Source organism: Vreelandella venusta, assembly GCF_015689495.1.
Taxonomy (GTDB): domain Bacteria; phylum Pseudomonadota; class Gammaproteobacteria; order Pseudomonadales; family Halomonadaceae; genus Vreelandella; species Vreelandella venusta.
Genome location: NZ_CP065135.1, coordinates 138,253 through 155,231, shown reverse-complemented (window position 1 = coordinate 155,231; position 16,979 = coordinate 138,253). Strand labels below are relative to the sequence as shown.

Here is a 16,979-nt window from a genome sequence, read left to right as displayed (position 1 = left end):
TCACTGATACGGCTGACAGGCCTGAATGCCATGCAGCAAATGTGTGTAAAAGCTTCGGTATGTGTTTAAACCTGGAGGTGTAAACGCTTGCTGTACCAATAATCAGAAATGGTCGTTACGTATTAGGTGGTGATAGCAACCTGCTCAGCGCTGCTTGATCGAGTTCTTTGCGGTTCACTTTTAGGTACATCAAGCGCTCTTCCGGCACCACCATCACATCTTCCACACCCACGACATCGGCTAGATGCTCCATCAACAGATTTAATGCATCAGGCTGCGTATCGTGTAGTGCTACGACCTCACTGGAGAGAGGCGGTGGTGGCGGCATGCGCCACATTGCCAGCCACCATAGCAGCGCCAGCCCTGCACAGCCGAAGAACACCGCATCAAGCCCCCATAGGTTCGACAACAAGCCACCCAGCGTGCCTCCTAAAAAAGCGCCCAAAAACTGACTGGTCGAGTACACCCCCATCGCCGTGCCTTTAGCACCCGCGGGAGCCAGCTTACTGAGCATTGACGGCAGCGTGGCTTCGAGCAAGTTAAATCCTGTAAAAAAAACAAATAGCCATGCGAATAGCCAGCTCTCTTGGGAGAATGGCAGCCCCAGGCTGCCCAAGCTAATGACGATGGCGCCGATTGCCAGCAGGCATATTAATTTCATGCGCTGGTATTTCTCTGCCACGATCACCAGCGGCACCATGGCAATAAATGACAGCGCCATAATCGCCAGGTAAGCCAGCCCGTGATACTCAATCGCAACGCCTGCATTTAACAGGCGGAAAGGAACAGCAACAAAAATCGCCATTAACACCAGATGCAGCGAAAAAATCGACAGATCTAGCCGCCATAAATCGGGGCGCGTAATAACACTTTTAAACTGCTGGCGATCCATCCCCACATCGCGGTGGCGCAAACGGCGGGGGGCGGGGGGCACCCATCGCCAAAGCACCACTAAACCGACCAGCGTTAACAGCGCCGTAAACCAAAAAACACCCGCCAGACCCGCCCAGGCCGCCAGCCAGGGGCCAAGAACCATGGCGATAGCAAACGATACGCCAATGGAGAGCCCAATCGTGGCCATCGCCGCCGTTCGCACCTGCTCACGGGTTTGGTCTGCTAATAGCGCCATAATCGCTGCAGCAACGGCTCCACAGCCCTGCAACGCACGGCCCAAAATGATCCCGCCAATGGAGTCTGCCATCGCAGCGACCACGCTTCCTACGGCGAAGATCAGTAAGCCCATGGCAATAACGCGTTTACGACCAATGCGGTCTGACAGCAGGCCAAAGGGAATCTGTAGCGTTGCCTGAGTTAGCCCATAGACACCTAATGCGACACCAATTAGCAGGGGGGTAGCGCCACTTAAGGTGTCGGCATATAGCGCCAACACCGGCAGCACCATAAACAGCCCCAGCATACGAGACGCATAAAGCCCGGCTAAGCCGCTGATTGCACGGCGTTCAGTGGCCAGCAGCAGTGCGGAAACCTTGCGCATAATACCCTTGTGGTCAATAAAGAGGCTGAACAGCCCGAGATAACCGTCCATTCTAGCGCTTTGTATCCACGCTGGAAACGCCAAGCGCTGACAGCATATCGATATGGAGCTTTGCCGGAAGGGGGACAGCAAACGTATAATTACGCTTTTGCCACGCGATTCGAGGTGTTGATGGACAGCATTCTGGTCAGGGGTGCACGCACCCACAACCTCAAGCAGATCGATGTGGAGCTGCCCCGCGACAAACTTATCGTCATTACCGGCCTTTCTGGCTCAGGTAAGTCGTCGCTGGCGTTCGATACGCTCTACGCTGAGGGACAACGCCGCTATGTGGAGTCACTTTCCACCTATGCGCGTCAGTTCCTTTCGATGATGGAAAAGCCCGATGTAGATCACATCGAAGGGCTTTCACCTGCGATCTCTATTGAGCAGAAATCCACTTCCCACAACCCACGCTCTACCGTCGGCACAATTACCGAGATTTACGACTACCTGCGCCTACTGTTCGCCCGGGCAGGCACACCACGCTGTCCAGAGCACGGCGAAGAACTGGAAGCACAAACCATTTCCCAAATGGTCGACCAAGTCATGAACCTGGCCGAAGGCACCAGGCTAATGCTGCTGGCGCCGGTGGTGAAAGGCCGTAAAGGGGAGCACCTGCAACTGCTGGCAGAATTGCGGGCTCAAGGCTTCGTTCGGGTACAGATTGATGGCCAAGTGCTAGAGCTTGACGATATTGCCCCGCTCGACAAGCGCAAGAAACACGATATCAGCGTAGTGGTTGACCGTTTTAAAGTACGCGATGATATTGCCCAGCGTCTGGCAGAATCGTTTGAAACCGCCATTAATCTCGCCGACGGCACGGCGATGATCCACTTTATGGATGGCGACCAGCAAGATCTTGCCTTTTCGGCACGCTTTGCCTGCCCGGTATGTGGCTATTCGCTTTCTGAACTTGAGCCGCGGATGTTTTCGTTCAACAACCCAGCGGGGGCTTGCCCCACCTGTGATGGCTTAGGCGTTCAGCAATATTTTGACCCCGACAAGTTGATTAGCCATCCGGAACTTTCGCTAGCAGAAGGCGTGATTAAGGGCTGGGATCGGCGCAATATTTATTACTTTACCCAACTCCAGGCGCTGGCTAAACATTACCAGTTTGAGCTTGAAACGCCATGGATTGAGCTGGCCAGCCATGAGCGTGAGATTATTTTAAATGGCAGTGGCAGCGAACAAATTCCCTTTGTCTATGTGGGTGACCGTGGCCGCAAGGTAACGCGCGAGCACGCCTTTGAGGGTGTACTACCCAATATGCAGCGTCGCTATCGGGAAACCGAATCCAATATGGTACGTGACGACTTGGCCAAGTATATCGCCGTGCAACCCTGCGCCACCTGTGGCGGTTCGCGGCTGCGTCAAGAGTCACGCCATGTGTTTGTCGATGACCATAACATTGCCGATATTGTGCATTTACCTATTGGCGAAGCGTGGCGCTACTTTGCCGAACTTTCCCTACCGGGCCGTAAAGGCGAGATTGCCGACAAGATCGTTAACGAAATTCATGCTCGGCTAGAGTTTTTGGTTAACGTAGGGCTCGACTACCTGAACCTGGAGCGCAGCGCTGACACGCTATCAGGGGGTGAAGCCCAGCGTATCCGTCTCGCCAGCCAAATTGGCGCGGGGCTGGTGGGTGTGATGTACATTCTGGACGAGCCCTCCATCGGCCTGCACCAGCGGGATAACGACCGTCTGTTGAAAACCCTGGAGCGCCTACGCGACCTGGGCAACACCGTGATCGTGGTGGAGCACGACGAAGACGCCATTCGCGCTGCGGATCATGTCCTCGACATCGGTCCTGGTGCCGGAGTCCATGGTGGTGAAATTGTCGCCCAAGGCACGCCGCAAGACGTTATGGACAACCCCAATTCGCTGACGGGTCAGTACTTATCCGGCACCCGAGAAATTGCCGTACCGCCCTACCGTATTCCCGGCAATCCGGAAAAGCAGCTGGTGGTGCGTGGCGCTACGGGCAATAACCTGCAAAACGTCACGCTCAGCCTACCGCTGGGGCTGTTTATTGCCGTTACGGGGGTTTCCGGCTCGGGCAAGTCGACGCTGATCAACGGCACGCTGATGCCGATTGCAGCCCGCGAGCTTAACCGTGCCACCACGCTTACCCCCGCGCCTTATCAAAAAATCGAAGGGTTAGATCAGCTTGATAAAGTGATCGATATTGATCAGAGCCCTATCGGACGGACACCCCGCTCCAATCCAGCCACCTACACCGGTATTTTCACACCGATTCGTGAGCTGTTCGCGGGCACTCAGGAAGCACGTTCGCGGGGCTACAAGCCAGGCCGGTTCAGCTTTAACGTTAAAGGCGGCCGCTGCGAAGCGTGTCAGGGCGAAGGCATGATTAAGGTAGAGATGCACTTCCTACCGGATATTTATGTGCCTTGCGATGTGTGTAAAGGCAAACGCTACAACCGCGAAACGTTGGATATCCACTATAAAGGCAAAACGATCCACGAAGTGCTGGCCATGACGGTAGAGGACGCCTTGGAATTCTTCAGTCCAGTGCCTGCTATCGCTCGTCGTTTGCAAACCTTGTTGGATGTGGGCCTTTCCTATATCCGCCTAGGGCAAAGTGCCACTACCCTTTCTGGCGGTGAAGCGCAGCGGGTCAAACTGGCCCGTGAGCTAGCCAAGCGCGACACCGGAAAAACGTTATATATATTGGATGAGCCAACCACTGGCCTGCATTTTGAGGATATCCGTCAGCTACTCACGGTACTCCACCGGTTACGTGATCACGGCAATACCATTGTGGTGATCGAGCACAACCTGGATGTGATCAAAACGGCTGACTGGATTATTGATCTTGGCCCAGAAGGTGGCTCTGGCGGTGGACAAATTATTGCCGAAGGAACACCGGAACAGATTGCCAAGCAGAGCGTTTCCCATACAGGGCATTTCCTGGCGCCGTTGTTAAAGCGTGGTAATCGCGCCCAAAAAACCGCCTAGAGCGACTTCCAGGGCGGGCCTGCCCTCCCTGGAAAATGACAGCGATATGCCTGCCCCCACAAGGACGCCAAGAGAGCAGAAAAGACCAAGCAACATAAAACGGCTCTGTTTATATTGATTAACGTTTATATTGATCAACAACGCGGCCGGTTAATTGTTGCTAACCTTTTTAGGAGAAGGAAGCTGTGGATCAGGATAAAAGCTGCATTATTAGCCACTTCAATCACTACTGCTCACTAACTGAAGAAGAAAAAGCACTATTAATAGAACTGGAAGAGAGCCCTACCGAGATCAAAGCAGGATCACTACTGTGGGAAGTTGATGCTCCCGCGAATGAGTTTTGCACCTTGCGCAGTGGCTGGGCTTACTCCTATCGACATTTAGAAAACGGCGACCGGCAAATTCTGGAAGTATTTTTGCCTGGCGACATTATCGGTTTGCGAGAGTTTGCGTTTTCCAGGCGGCTGGAAAACGTGCGCATGATAACCGACGGCGTGGTCTGTCACTTTCCTCATAAGCGCATGCTAGAGCTATTTCGTCAGTCACTAACGCTGACCTCGGTGATGTTTGCCATTGGTAGCCGTCACCAGGCCCTCCTCACGGAACGGCTGGTCAACTTAGCGCGGCGCAGTGCTCGGCAAAAAATGGCTCACTTTCTCCATGAAATGTACCTACGTTTACGCCAAACGAACCATGACATCAGTGAACAGTTCCGGTTGCCACTTTCTCAAGAACAGTTAGCCGACATTCTAGGTTTGAGTCCGGTTCATGTGAGCCGAACCTTTAGTGCATTGAGTGAAGATGGCTTGGTGTTCCGTGACCGTCATAACGTCACCATCCCCGACTTGAAGGCGCTGGCTAGCGAAGGGGAGTTCGACGACTGCTATTTAACCGATAACGTCAGGCCGCTACTGATGAGCGTCTGAGCCTTAGCGCCTAAATCAACGGCTGAATTTTGGTCCTTAAAATGTTTTGCTCTTAAAACAAGCAACGCCGCGTGGCTCTCTAAGCCGCGCGGCGTTGTTCGTTAGCGTTTGAGCTGGTTTGGCTGGCTTAGCCGCACTTAGACCAGCCGCAGCCTGCATAGCAGGTTGGACAGCCATCCATCATAATAAGCTCACCGCGACACTCAGGACAGTTACCCACGACTGCCGGGCCACTGCCTTCAGGCTTTTTTACGGCGTTTTTTTCTTGCTCAGCGGCACCGCCAATCGGCTCCACGGCGCCAACCGCTGGGCTGGTGTCTGGTTCTTCATCGACCGGAGGTTGCCAAGCATGGCCATGCTGCATGCGGTGCGCATAACGCTCTACCAACATTTCTACCGGTACTTGGTTACCATCCTGGTCCAAGAACCCGCGCCGATAAAGAATCTGCTGGATCGACCAGGCAATCGCCGCCACTTCGGAATCGTGAAACATTGGCTTGTTCCAACGGTTCATACCACAGCGTACCAACCCCTTATCCCACGCTACTTTGCGCAGGTCAGCCACTGCCTGAGTAACATATCCGCCGCGCGCAGCAAGGGAAAGGCTACGCATCGTTGCCGTAATCCATTGATGCTCGCTGGAAAGCTGTCCTGATGGGAAAAAGAACTCAACCGGGCGCTCAATGATCACACGTCGGCCACCTACCACGCCTTCTACCGGCATAAATGAGACCAGCAGGTAAACCTTTTTACGGCCTTCCGCCCCCACATAAGAGATTTTTTCGGATACCGCTTCTAACGTACCCTCTGGACGCGAAGGAATCCTGACCGTTAGCGGGTCTTCTTCCGGAAGTTCGGGAGCAGGCGCTGTTTGCTCCTGCTGCTTGATACGGTAACCAACGATTTTTGAGGTAATTTCTACAGCCATGGTGTTCTCCACTTAGCAAAGGGGGCCGGGGCAAAGGACGTCGGGCGATATTCGTAGCAAGGCGTAGCCCGCCCTTACCATTTGCCGTAGGTGCCCTCTTTTAAGGCGTCAAACAGGTTGGCGGCGTTATGCTCTTCACCGTCGTAGACCACCGTTTCATCGCCGGCCAGTTCTAAGGTCTCGCCATTTTCCAGCTCAAACACGTAGGTGGTGTTTTTTAAATCATCTTCACGTACCAGAACGCCCTGAAATGCTTCTGGGTTGAAGCGGAATGTCGTGCAGCCTTTGAGGCGGCTCTCATACGCCTGTAGATAGAGATCCTGGAATTTCTCAAACGGGAACTCTGTCGGCACGTTAACTGTTTTTGAGATTGCCGAGTCGATCCACTGCTGAGCGGCCGCCTGCACGGCCACATGCTGCTCAGGCGACACGGAGTCGGCGGTAATAAAGTAGTCGGGTAAATCGCTTTCCACCGCATCGGCGGCAATAAAGTGACGATAAGCGGCTAACTCGAACGAGACAACTTCCACCTGCTCTTTGGTTTTCTTACCCGATTGAATGATATTGCGGAAATAACGGTGCGAGAACGAGGGTTCAATGCCGTTGGAGGCATTATTCCCCATGGATAGCGAGATCGTGCCGGTGGGCGCAATCGAGCTGTGGTGGGTAAAGCGTGCCCCATGTTCCGCCAACTGGGTGACCAGTTCAGGATCAAGCTCAGCCACTTTCGCCATATACTGGCTATAGCGGGCATGCAGAATACGTCCAGGCACATTATCACCCACTTCATAACCATCAGCAGCGAGTTGGGGGCGCTCACGCATCATCTTCGGGGTAATCGTATGCTCTTGCTCAAGCACAGGCGCCATGCCTTTCTCTTTAGACAGCTCTAGCGCTTGCTTCCAGCCTTCCAGTGCGAGGTGGCGGCTAACTTCTTCGGTAAAGGCCAACGACGCCTGGGAGCCATAGGGAATTTTAAGCATGGTCATCGTTGAGCCAAGCCCCAAAAAGCCCATGCCGTGACGGCGCTTGGCTTCAATCTCACGCTGTTGCTGCGGCAGTGGCAGACCAGCAATTTCCACGACGTTATCGAGCATACGCGTAAAGATCGCTACCACCTTGCGATAGCGTTCCCAATCAAAGCGTGGCTTGTCACTAAACGGCTCAATCACAAATTTGGTCAAGTTGACCGATCCCAGCAGACAAGCGCCTTCTGGCGGCAGCGGCTGCTCGCCACACGGGTTGGTGGCGCGGATATCCTCGCAGAACCAGTTGTTGTTCATGCGATTGACTTGATCAATCAGAATAAACCCAGGCTCAGCGTAGTCATAGGTCGAGGACATAATGGTGTCCCACAGCTCGCGCGCTTTAATAACTTCAACGACACGGCAAGCCACGCGGCCTTCATCATCGACCGTATAGCCCTCTTCAATGACGGGCCAGTCGCGATAAATCAAATCGCCCGCTTTTACATCGTCTTTTTCACCAGGGTGCAATGGAAACGCCAGCGGCCAGTCGGCGTTATGCTTCACTGCTTCCATAAATTCGTCGGTAATCAACAAGCTAAGGTTAAACTGGCGCAGACGACCGGCTTCTCGCTTAGCTTGAATAAACTCACGAACATCAGGATGGCCAACGTCGAAAGTGCCCATCTGAGCCCCTCGGCGTCCACCTGCGGATGCCACGGTGAAACACATCTTGTCGTAGATATCCATAAACGCCAGCGGCCCGTTAGTGCCAGCCCCGGCACCAAACACAAACGCTCCTTTATGGCGCAGCGTCGAAAAGTCGTAGCCAATACCGGCGCCAGACTTCAACGTCATACCGGCATCAACGACGGAGTCGAGAATATCGCGCATAGAGTCGCGAATAGTGCGGGAAACCGTGCAGTTAATCAGGCTAACCGCCGGTTTGTAGGCTTCAGCGCCCGCATTGGAAAGGATTCGTCCGGCAGGAATCGCGCCGTTTTCTAACGCCCAGCGGAATTTTGGTAGCCATTCGTTAGCATTGTCACCTTCAACCGCCGCCAACGCTCGCGCGACACGCTCAAAGGTAGCACCCACATCCTGATCAACAGGTTGGCTATGGCGATCTTTTAACCGATATTTGGCATCCCAGATATCTTTTGAGGGAATCTGTAAGGGGACGTCATTCGAAGTCTTCATAGCCTTTGCTGCGGTGCTCATGTCGCGAAACTCCTTCACAACGGGGTGAAATTAGCGCTCAAAACGGAGCGATTATACGTTCTGCGACCATGAAGTATAGACTTGACTTTACACTATATGCGGCATTTCTCTTGTTAAAAACTACTACATATAGAAAAATCAGCGCGTTACCTTTTGCTTATCTGCAACACACGATAGGCTAATGTTTTTCTTGTGCGATGCCACCCTTATGCCTACATTCAAGCCTTTTGCGTTAGTGACCTTTAGCGCCATATTTTCCAGCACTGCACTGCCTAGCATGGCAACAACGTTCAATATTGATGACGTACAGCCCCACGGGCATTGGCAGTCAATGGCGCTAACGTTAGGCAGTGAGCGGCACTTTCGCGCCGTGGAAACCCATAGCTATTCGGATGCCACCTTGAGCTTGAACGCAACTCAGGGTGTTTGCGACTTACCGTGGCTGGAAATGCGGGTCACGTTGGCGGAACAGCAAGGCGAAAGCCGCGCGGTTAACTTAGTGCCAACTAGGCTCCGGGTGGATGACACGCCGATCATTGATACCATGGCTGAGTTTATTACTGAGCGTGGCGATGATGGGTTTTATGCGCACTTCTACCTAAGCGAGCTACCAACATTAATGGCTCAAATGAGCCAGGGAGAGCAGCTGTTTATTGGTTTCGATCAACAAGATAGCGACCCTTGGTACATGACCTTTAGTCTTGATGGCGCTGATGCTGCCATAGCGAGAATGCAGCGTTTATGCGGTCGTGCCGACAATCCATGATGCCACCTGTCACTGCACGCTTTTTTCAGCGATTTCAACGCGGTTACGCCCATTATGTTTAGCTCGGTACATCGCAGCATCGGCCCTGGCGATGAGGGTTTTGCAGCTGTCATTGGGATGCCATACTGCAACACCAATGCTGACCGTTATCGGTTGGCTCAAGCCCTTCACCTGTAGTGTTGCCACTAGCCCACGCAAGCGTTCAGCAAGCCCTTCTGCGGCTTCCATACTGGAGTGGGTGGCCAATACCACAAACTCCTCCCCTCCCCAGCGCCCCAAATGATCACAGCCCCGCAGTGAGCTTTCCACCATGCGGGCTAGCGAAATCAGCACATCATCGCCCACGCTATGGCCGAGGGTGTCATTAATCTGTTTAAAATGATCGACATCAAATAACAGCAGCGCAAAAGTCGCTCCGTAGCGTTTTGCTGCTACTAGTTCGGCATCAATAGCCTGCTCGATGCGGTAACGGTTCCACACCTGAGTGAGCGGGTCAAAATGCGCCAACTGCTCTAATCGTTGATTCGCTTCTGCAAGCGCTTTACGCTCGCGCTCCAGGTGCATATTGAGCGTGCTGATCTCATAAGCAGAAATCGCCAGTGTTAAGTCTTCCCCCAAGTCCATCGCAGCTAGCCGTTCGACGCGTTGCCAGGCTTCGCTTTTTCCTGTCACCTCCTCACACCACGCGTCAGAAGGCGACATTGCCATAGGCGGCAGGGATACCGAAGAGGGCTGCATCGCCCAGTAGAGCGTTTCCACTTGCTCAGGACGAAAAAATATCAGCCAGCCGCGCCGAGCAGGGTCGGTAGGCAACGGCACGGCAAGTACTCCGCTCTGCTCTAGCATGTCTAAAGAGCACGTTAGCGGCTCTTTGGCTGCCTCTTGGGTACACCATGGTCCACTATGGATGTGGGATTTTTCAATCCGCGTGACCAGTTGGCCAATCGCTTCCGGCTTGGGCGTATTGCCTGATTGATAGATGCTACCTTTTACCCATAACGCAACGCCATTGGCACGGAAGAGCGACTTCCATCTGTCGGCATGCTCGGTAAATAGCTGATAAGGCCCCTGGGGCTTTAAGCGATTATTGCTTGAAAGCACCAAGCTGTCTTGTACGCGCTGCAAATAGCGCGCTTCTTGGCGAGCTCTCAGCAGCAGCAGCCGTTGAGTAGCCATTTGCACCAAGGTACGTACCGCATCTCTCACGGGCGGTGTTACAGGGTAGGCTGCTGCCGAGTGGCAAAATAGCAGCCCCCAAAGACCGGTATCTCCCTGCATGGCCACGCTGAGTGCGCCGCGTACGCCCAGTCGTTGTAAGTACTGCTGCCGCTCAGGAGCCGGCGCACGCAGGAAACAATCACTGACATTTACATTTACTACACTCGCAGGCAGTAGGTGCTCACCGGGTGCTGTGACATCTTGGATCAGTCGCACCGAATGGCGCTCATAAGCGCGTCTTAGAGCAATAGGAAAGTCTTTGGCAGGAAAGCGTTGCCCTAACAAGGCCGGTAAGTGATCTGCCGCCACTTCGACACTCGACTGAGCGCGCCTCTTAGCTAACGACTCAGCCACGATTACCCCATGCCAATCACTATCGAGATGGCATACAGATACCCGGTCATGCCCGGTTAACTCTTGTACCGACATCACTAGGTAATCAAGTAGCTCTTCTTGATGGGTCGCTTCCGCTAGGCGCATCAGGCGTTCGTTCACCGTGCCAAGCAGACGCTGTTTACCGAGGGTATGAAGGGGCTCTATCTCAACCAGCACATGCACACCGGCACGGTAAGCATGTAACTGGAAACGGCTTGATCGAGTAGGACACTTAAAGGTGAGTGGCCCCGGCAAACGCTGTTGGCCTTGTAGCTCGTAGCGTATGCGCTGGCTTAAGCGCTTGCCTAGAACGCTGGAAAGCGTTGGAAGACGCCCTTCAGGAAGGCTTACTCCCAGCAGTTCCGCAAAGTTGCTACTAAATGCCTGTATGCGCCGACAGTCAGCATCGAGCACCAGTAATGCACCGAACGACTGTAGTAGCGAGTGATGCTTCGACACAGAGATGGCCTCAAGAAATCTCTTTACCCCTCAGCCTGCTGCCTTAGCAGCAGTTCGACGCGCCGGTTGGCAGATCTGCCTTCCGGTGTAGCGTTACTTTCCATGGGTTGGGTATCGGCATAGCCGACTGCCCGCATACGTGAAATAGCAACTCCCTGGCGCTCAAGATACTGGACCACCGCAATGGCGCGTCCTACCGAGAGATCCCAATTTGAGGGAAAGCGAGAGGTAGCGATGGGAACATTATCCGTATGCCCTTCGACTGAAATTTGCCCCTCAAAGGATGCCAGCACTGCCAGAAGGCTTTCTAACACATCTTGCCCCTGGGGCGTTAGCACGGCGTCACCGCTAGGGAAAAGCAAGCTATCGTCGATGCGCAGCGTAACACCTTCTTCACCCTGAGAGACACTAACTCCTGGGATATTCAGCTCAGCCATTTGCGGCTTTAGCCCGCTGTGCCGGGGGTGAATACCAGTTGCCAAGCTGGCCAACGGAAGCGAGGCGATCGCACTTATAGAATGCACTCTATCGCGTTCAAAAGCAGCCCCTCCCCCCGGCGGCGTCAACGCAAGCAGTAAGACAAACAGCGTGATTAACAGCGTTAATACGTCTAAATAGCTCGTTAGCCACCCCTCATCGCCCTCCCCTGGCACAGTGGGCAATTCCAGCGCGTGCCGTGAGTCACGATCTAGCATGGCGCTACCCTTTTGCCGCAGAGCTAACCGTTGGCCGCGGTTTTACAGCGGCGTCACGGATTTCGTCATGATAGTTAGCCACGAAGGAGTTGAGCGTTTCTTCAATAAAAGAAGGCAGTCGCCGCTTGGTAATTAACGAAATACCTTCCAGCACCATATTCATGGTGATAAGGCGCTCTTCCGTGCGCCGTTCTAGCTTGACGGCAATCGGTTTGAACACCAAGTTAGCGAGCAGAATACCGTAGAATGTTGTCAGCAGAGCTACCGCCATGCGCGGGCCAATAACGTCAAGGTCGCCCGCATCCATTACTTCCAGCATATTGACCAGTCCCACCAAGGTGCCAATCATGCCAAACGCGGGCGCGTAGGTGGCCATAGTGCGGAATATCTGCGCCTCAGCATGCTCGCGTGCTTTTAATCGTGCGATGCGCCAGCGCAGCATATCGAAAATTTCGTCTTCTTTCGTGTTCGCAATGACCAGCTGGATCCCGGTGCGCAAAAAGGGGTTGCGAGTGTGCTCTAGCTCCTTTTCAACCGCCCTGACATCGCCTTTAAACCACAAGCGCGCCATGGACACCAGTTCGTTGATATCATCGCGCACATAAGTGTTTTCACGCCGAAACACCAATCCCACCAGGCGCACCACGCGTAGCACTTCTTTCAGCGGATAACTAATAAAGGTGGCCGCCAAGGTGCCCGTTACTACAATGGCTAGCCCCGGCAGATTGATAAAGCTTTCTGGCGACTCTGCAGTAAAAAACAGTACGCTTACCAGCAACAGCATGCTGGCAAAAATACCGATCAGCGTAGATGGGTTCATCAACGGCTCCTCGCCGGTTATTCGTGATTAATAGTGACGTTAGGCGGTGTCATATAAGCGAGCACGAAGCCTGCTAATCGCCTGGCTGTGAAGCTGGGAGACACGGGATTCGGTCACACCCAGCACCGCCCCAACCTCTTTAAGGTTCAGCTCTTCTTGGTAATACAGCGCCATCAGTAGCTTTTCACGCTCAGGTAAGGCGTCAATCGCGTCAATTAACGACTGTCGCTGCTGCTGATCTAGAAACTGATCGAAGGGCAGATTCGTGGCTTCTTCTTTCACCGACTCGACCCCTTCGGCCACCAATTCTTCAAAGGGCAACAGCTGGCCACTGTTCGTATCATTGAGCAATTGCTGATACTCGCTAAGCGGCATATCCAGATCACGCGCGATTTCACCCTCTTCCGGCGGACGTCCTAGCTGCTGCTCAAGGCGGCGCACCGCATCATCCACGGCTCTGGCAGAGCGGCGCACACTACGTGGCAACCAATCACGTGTGCGCAGCTCATCCATCATGGCGCCGCGAATACGCTGGCTTGCAAACGTGGCGAACGTTGCTCCTTGGGTCGCATCAAAACGCCCTAGTGCTTCTAATAAGCCCACCATGCCGGCTTGAATAAGATCATCCAACTCAATACTTGCGGGTAGTCTTACCTGCAGCGTTAAGGCCTGACGTCTTACCAGTGGCATGTATTGGTTTAACAACTCGCCCTGTTTAATCCTGCCTTGTGCTGTATACATCCTCGTGCCTCACGGCTGAACTCTGTTCACTGGTAATTCACAATCACTTGCAGTCCCTGTACCCGTACCGGGCGCTGGCCTGGCGTCAACGCAAAACGCAAGTACAGCGGTCCATTAACCGATTTACCGGCTAGCGCCGTGGTTGACCCCCGCATAGCCGTCAAAGAAACACACTGCTCAGGGTGGCATAGCCAGGCGTTAACCGGCGCATTGACCGGCATTTGAAAACGCCAATGAATACGCTCTATCGCGGCGTTCTCTACCGGAGCCCCTGCTGGTGGTTGAATGGGCTGGCTACTGACAGCTCGTTCACTCATCGCGACCAGTACGCTGGGCACCTCACTACTCCAACTGCCCGTCGCGGCGTAAACACGCATGGCGATGACGCTTAGCGCCACCATCAACACGCTTTTGAGCAGCCTGTCGGCTTTGCAGGTAGCGACCTTGAAGTCAGCGAGCATCGACATTGTTACTCCCTATAGAGGCGCTTGATTGCGGCTGTTAAAGCACGGCTACATAGCGTCAGGCTAGCTGTCATCGCGCCAGCAGTAAAAGCTCTATATCCAAGTAATAGCTGGCTGCTTCGCGCAGGTTATCGAGTAGACCTCGGCGCGGCAAATCTGGCTCGTGCAGTGCCAGCAGCTGTCTAGGACCACCGTTTTCCTGCACTTGCCGCAACGAGCGGTACATCTGTGCGAAAGCATCGGCATCACTATTAATCCATAACGCCCAGCGCGGAAAGCGCTCTTTCAGTTGACCAAGATTAGCGGCACCCGCATTGACGATGTGAATATCCCAATCATCCGGGTCACCCGCCCAACGTCGCCCCAATACTGCCCATTGAGCTAGGCGTCCTTTTACTCTTGCCACCTGCTGATCGCCACCGTTAGGCATACCGATCACGATAAGCGGCTTCTGCGGCACCGAAGGCGGTGCGGTGGTTGGCGCTTGGGCAGCAGTTGGCAGCACCGTTAAAGAATCGGTCATAGCGGCCAGTGGCTCAGCCGCAAGTTCGTCTCCCGTGGGGTCACTCTCAACTGACTCTGCTTGGCGCTGCTGGCGCTGTAAATCTGCCCACTTGCGCAGGCCCGCTGCCTGATCCTGGGCACTCATGCCAGTCCCTCACGGCTAACGCTGCTGAGCTGGCGAATGGCGTCACGGGCCATAAACGCGTGAACAAGCGCATCTAGCATCGCCTTATCGCGCCGCTTACGCGTGGTGCCCAGCAACCTTAACAAATCGGAACGCAGCGCTATCGCAGCGTCATCAGTGGCGCTATCTAAGTGTCCCGCTGCAGCGGCGACACCGCTAGCCATCAATAAGCGTACCTCTGTGCTTACTTCGCCATCATCCGCATCTTTCAACTGCTGCCAAGCGCGTTTGGTTAGGCTAGACACCCCATCGCTTTGCAGCTGGATAACCAGCAGCGAGCGCACATCTGTACCTAATCGAGCAGGTGTTAACCAGTAGCGACGCGCGATGCGTTTGCCATTTTCTGGATCGCGAACTTCACCAACCCATGCCAACAGCGGTGTACCAGCGGCATCCTCCACAGCAGTGTGGGTGTGCCATAGCTGCGCCGTTTGGCCACGAAAACGCAGATCAGTGTGATGAGTGAGCGGGCTATCTTTGAGCAGCTGGCGCTGGGCATAACGCTCGCCCTGACAGTATACCCGCTGAGTGGCAGCTACTTGCGTGATCCAGGTCAAGTGTTGGGCTTCTAGCCACGCTAACGTGGCGGGATCGGGAAACACGGGGAGCAGATGTACGGCGGCCCCCATCGCTTCGCCCTGGTGCAGCAGCCGTGACTGCCAACCAGCGGGCTGACGGTGCTGTAGGCTGGTTAGCGCGAGCCAACCGCCATCAGCGTCTAGCCCAAGATCAGGCATCGACCAGTCACAGCCTCGCTCATTACGGCGGGGAGACCATGCCATGCCCAGCCCCTTATCCGCGCAGGGCTCGCTAGCTAGCAGTGCATCCAAGCGTTTGTCTTGCAGCACGCCCGGTAAGGAGGCGATATCCCATATCGACTCTAACGCTGAAAATCCAATAATCCTGTCACGTAGTCGCGTCAGTACAGAGCTGAGACGGCGCCCTTGCCCCAGCACGTCTCGCGACCAGCGCGGCAAACTCACCGAGTGAGGCTGCGAAACGGCGGCGGAGCGCCGCTCTTCACGCACTCTCCCCAATGGGCTATTAAGCGCTTGATCAATCAGTGCAGTAGGGTCCGCAACCGCCATATCTTCTGGAACACGCTGCCCGTACGAACCAAACAGCACGCGTAAACCATGGCGTATGACAATATCTAGCACGGGGGCTAACCGGCCAGCTTCGTCCTGCTTGGTAATAATGCAATCATCTAACTCAGCGCCAGCCGCCCGTGCGGCTTGGCGATAGCGCAACACGACCTCTTCCAAGGTTTCAGGCTGGCTGGCTGCATTCAACAGCAGCACTAAGCGGACGGACGCTTGCCCGCCCTGCAAATGGGCAATCTGCTCAATCACTCGCTGGTCACGCTGACTCATACCGACGGTATCGATAATCACCCACTGCTTACCCTGCAGTCGTCCGACTAGCTCATCAATCGGCTGCTCGGCGTCTAAGGCATACATGGGGGTATCAAGCAGGCGGGCATAAATTCTTAGCTGCTCATGGGCACCAATACGAAAGCTATCGGTAGTGACAAGGGCCACAGGGCGCGTACCGTGACGCATCACAAAACGTGCTGCTAGTTTCGCAGTGGTGGTGGTTTTCCCCACTCCCGTAGGCCCCACCAGCGCGACAATTCCTGCTTGATCGAAAAATCCGGTTTCTTCTTTCAGTACCGGCAACCGTGCCATTAGCTGCCCACGCAGCCACTCCAGCGCAAGTGCGCTATCGGCATCCGGCTGAGCCAAGGGCGCCGGCAACGCCGCCAGTACTTCGTCGCTGAGCTCTTCGCTGAACCCAACGCTAAGCAGCTGTTGGCGCAAACGGGAGAAAGAGTCGTCAGTGAGTGCTGAAGCGGGCGCATCGTCAGCTGATTGACGCTGGGCAAGCAGCTCCCGCATTTCTTGCATCTCGCGCAGCAAGCGTTCACTCATTGCCTGCAGCGGATCTGCATCTCGCGCTGAAAAGGCAACTTGGGCAGCTGGGGTAGGTGGCGACGCTGGGGAAGGTTCAAAATGATCGACCGCCTCGTCCGCCATCGCCAATATTTCAACCCCATCCTCGATACGGCGATTGGCGATAATTAAAGCGTCATCGCCTAATGTTTCGCGCACTTGGCGCATCACATCGCGGCTGTTTGCTCCAACAAATCGTCTCACGCTCATGTGTTACCTGCGCCTCTGTTTGATGGTTTGGAACG

At 54.5% G+C, this 16,979-nt stretch carries 13 protein-coding genes; 3 read left to right on the top strand and 10 right to left on the bottom strand.

The annotated features are described in order from the left end of the window. Positions 1–115 precede the first annotated feature (115 nt). A complete protein-coding gene (locus IR195_RS00675) occupies positions 116–1,495 on the bottom strand; it encodes an MFS transporter (RefSeq protein WP_206049725.1) in 1,380 nt (459 codons plus the stop codon). 171 nt (positions 1,496–1,666) lie between these two features. Here IR195_RS00675 and uvrA point away from each other — a divergent pair, with 171 nt between their 5' ends. Both uvrA and IR195_RS00665 read left to right on the top strand, forming a co-directional pair. Next, entirely contained in the window at positions 1,667–4,516 is a 2,850-nt protein-coding gene (gene uvrA, locus IR195_RS00670) for an excinuclease ABC subunit UvrA (protein WP_125744873.1), read from the top strand. Between the two features lie 185 nt (positions 4,517–4,701). Beyond that, the gene (locus IR195_RS00665; protein ID WP_125744871.1) at positions 4,702–5,442 is read left to right on the top strand and encodes a Crp/Fnr family transcriptional regulator; all 741 of its coding nucleotides are present in this window, start codon (positions 4,702–4,704) and stop codon (positions 5,440–5,442) included. Positions 5,443–5,569: 127 nt separating this feature from the next. On the opposite strand, the gene IR195_RS00660 is transcribed toward IR195_RS00665, so the two are convergent. Next, entirely contained in the window at positions 5,570–6,370 is an 801-nt protein-coding gene (locus IR195_RS00660; RefSeq protein ID WP_206048509.1) for a ribonucleoside-diphosphate reductase, read from the bottom strand. A 74-nt stretch (positions 6,371–6,444) separates the two neighbouring features. Further along, positions 6,445–8,556 carry an adenosylcobalamin-dependent ribonucleoside-diphosphate reductase gene (locus tag IR195_RS00655; protein WP_125744867.1) on the bottom strand — a complete coding sequence of 704 codons (2,112 nt, stop codon included), beginning with the start codon at positions 8,554–8,556 and terminating at the stop codon, positions 6,445–6,447. Positions 8,557–8,764: 208 nt separating this feature from the next. Between IR195_RS00655 and IR195_RS00650 the strand changes: the two genes are divergently transcribed. Beyond that, on the top strand, positions 8,765–9,322 hold the full coding sequence (locus IR195_RS00650; RefSeq protein WP_206048508.1) for a hypothetical protein: 558 nt from the start codon (positions 8,765–8,767) through the stop codon (positions 9,320–9,322). 9 nt (positions 9,323–9,331) lie between these two features. Here the strand turns inward: IR195_RS00650 and IR195_RS00645 are convergent, their stop codons facing one another. From IR195_RS00645 to flhF, 7 genes are all read right to left on the bottom strand, one after another. Beyond that, positions 9,332–11,374: a sensor domain-containing diguanylate cyclase gene (locus tag IR195_RS00645; RefSeq protein ID WP_206048507.1), complete on the bottom strand. Its 2,043-nt coding sequence runs from the start codon at positions 11,372–11,374 to the stop codon at positions 9,332–9,334. A gap of 23 nt (positions 11,375–11,397) precedes the next feature. Continuing rightward, complete coding sequence (locus tag IR195_RS00640) at positions 11,398–12,069, bottom strand: OmpA/MotB family protein (protein ID WP_125744863.1); 672 nt, start codon at positions 12,067–12,069, stop codon at positions 11,398–11,400. A gap of 4 nt (positions 12,070–12,073) precedes the next feature. Continuing rightward, complete coding sequence (locus IR195_RS00635; protein WP_089040047.1) at positions 12,074–12,889, bottom strand: motility protein A; 816 nt, start codon at positions 12,887–12,889, stop codon at positions 12,074–12,076. 39 nt (positions 12,890–12,928) lie between these two features. Further along, positions 12,929–13,630 carry an RNA polymerase sigma factor FliA gene (locus IR195_RS00630; RefSeq protein WP_206048506.1) on the bottom strand — a complete coding sequence of 234 codons (702 nt, stop codon included), beginning with the start codon at positions 13,628–13,630 and terminating at the stop codon, positions 12,929–12,931. A gap of 26 nt (positions 13,631–13,656) precedes the next feature. Further along, the gene (locus IR195_RS00625) at positions 13,657–14,097 is read right to left on the bottom strand and encodes a flagellar protein FlhE (RefSeq protein WP_241006776.1); all 441 of its coding nucleotides are present in this window, start codon (positions 14,095–14,097) and stop codon (positions 13,657–13,659) included. A 67-nt stretch (positions 14,098–14,164) separates the two neighbouring features. Then, positions 14,165–14,743 (bottom strand): hypothetical protein, encoded by a 579-nt coding sequence (locus IR195_RS00620; protein ID WP_206048505.1) that lies wholly within the window; start codon positions 14,741–14,743, stop codon positions 14,165–14,167. Next, positions 14,740–16,944, bottom strand: coding sequence for a flagellar biosynthesis GTPase FlhF (gene flhF, locus IR195_RS00615; protein ID WP_206048504.1), 2,205 nt, complete (start codon positions 16,942–16,944; stop codon positions 14,740–14,742). Before flhF ends, IR195_RS00620 begins: the two co-directional genes overlap by 4 nt. Positions 16,945–16,979 lie beyond the last annotated feature (35 nt).

Bases quoted from the DNA above. Each gene is read 5' to 3' on its own strand.
- IR195_RS00660 (WP_206048509.1), bottom strand. From the start codon at position 6,370: ATGGCTGTAGAAATTACCTCAAAAATCGTTGGTTACCGTATCAAGCAG.
- IR195_RS00635 (WP_089040047.1), bottom strand. From the start codon at position 12,889: ATGAACCCATCTACGCTGATCGGTATTTTTGCCAGCATGCTGTTGCTG.
- IR195_RS00625 (WP_241006776.1), bottom strand. From the start codon at position 14,097: ATGTCGATGCTCGCTGACTTCAAGGTCGCTACCTGCAAAGCCGACAGG.
- IR195_RS00620 (WP_206048505.1), bottom strand. From the start codon at position 14,743: ATGAGTGCCCAGGATCAGGCAGCGGGCCTGCGCAAGTGGGCAGATTTA.
- IR195_RS00675 (WP_206049725.1), bottom strand. From the start codon at position 1,495: ATGCGCAAGGTTTCCGCACTGCTGCTGGCCACTGAACGCCGTGCAATC.
- IR195_RS00655 (WP_125744867.1), bottom strand. From the start codon at position 8,556: ATGAGCACCGCAGCAAAGGCTATGAAGACTTCGAATGACGTCCCCTTA.
- uvrA (WP_125744873.1), top strand. From the start codon at position 1,667: ATGGACAGCATTCTGGTCAGGGGTGCACGCACCCACAACCTCAAGCAG.
- IR195_RS00630 (WP_206048506.1), bottom strand. From the start codon at position 13,630: ATGTATACAGCACAAGGCAGGATTAAACAGGGCGAGTTGTTAAACCAA.
- IR195_RS00650 (WP_206048508.1), top strand. From the start codon at position 8,765: ATGCCTACATTCAAGCCTTTTGCGTTAGTGACCTTTAGCGCCATATTT.
- IR195_RS00640 (WP_125744863.1), bottom strand. From the start codon at position 12,069: ATGCTAGATCGTGACTCACGGCACGCGCTGGAATTGCCCACTGTGCCA.
- flhF (WP_206048504.1), bottom strand. From the start codon at position 16,944: ATGAGCGTGAGACGATTTGTTGGAGCAAACAGCCGCGATGTGATGCGC.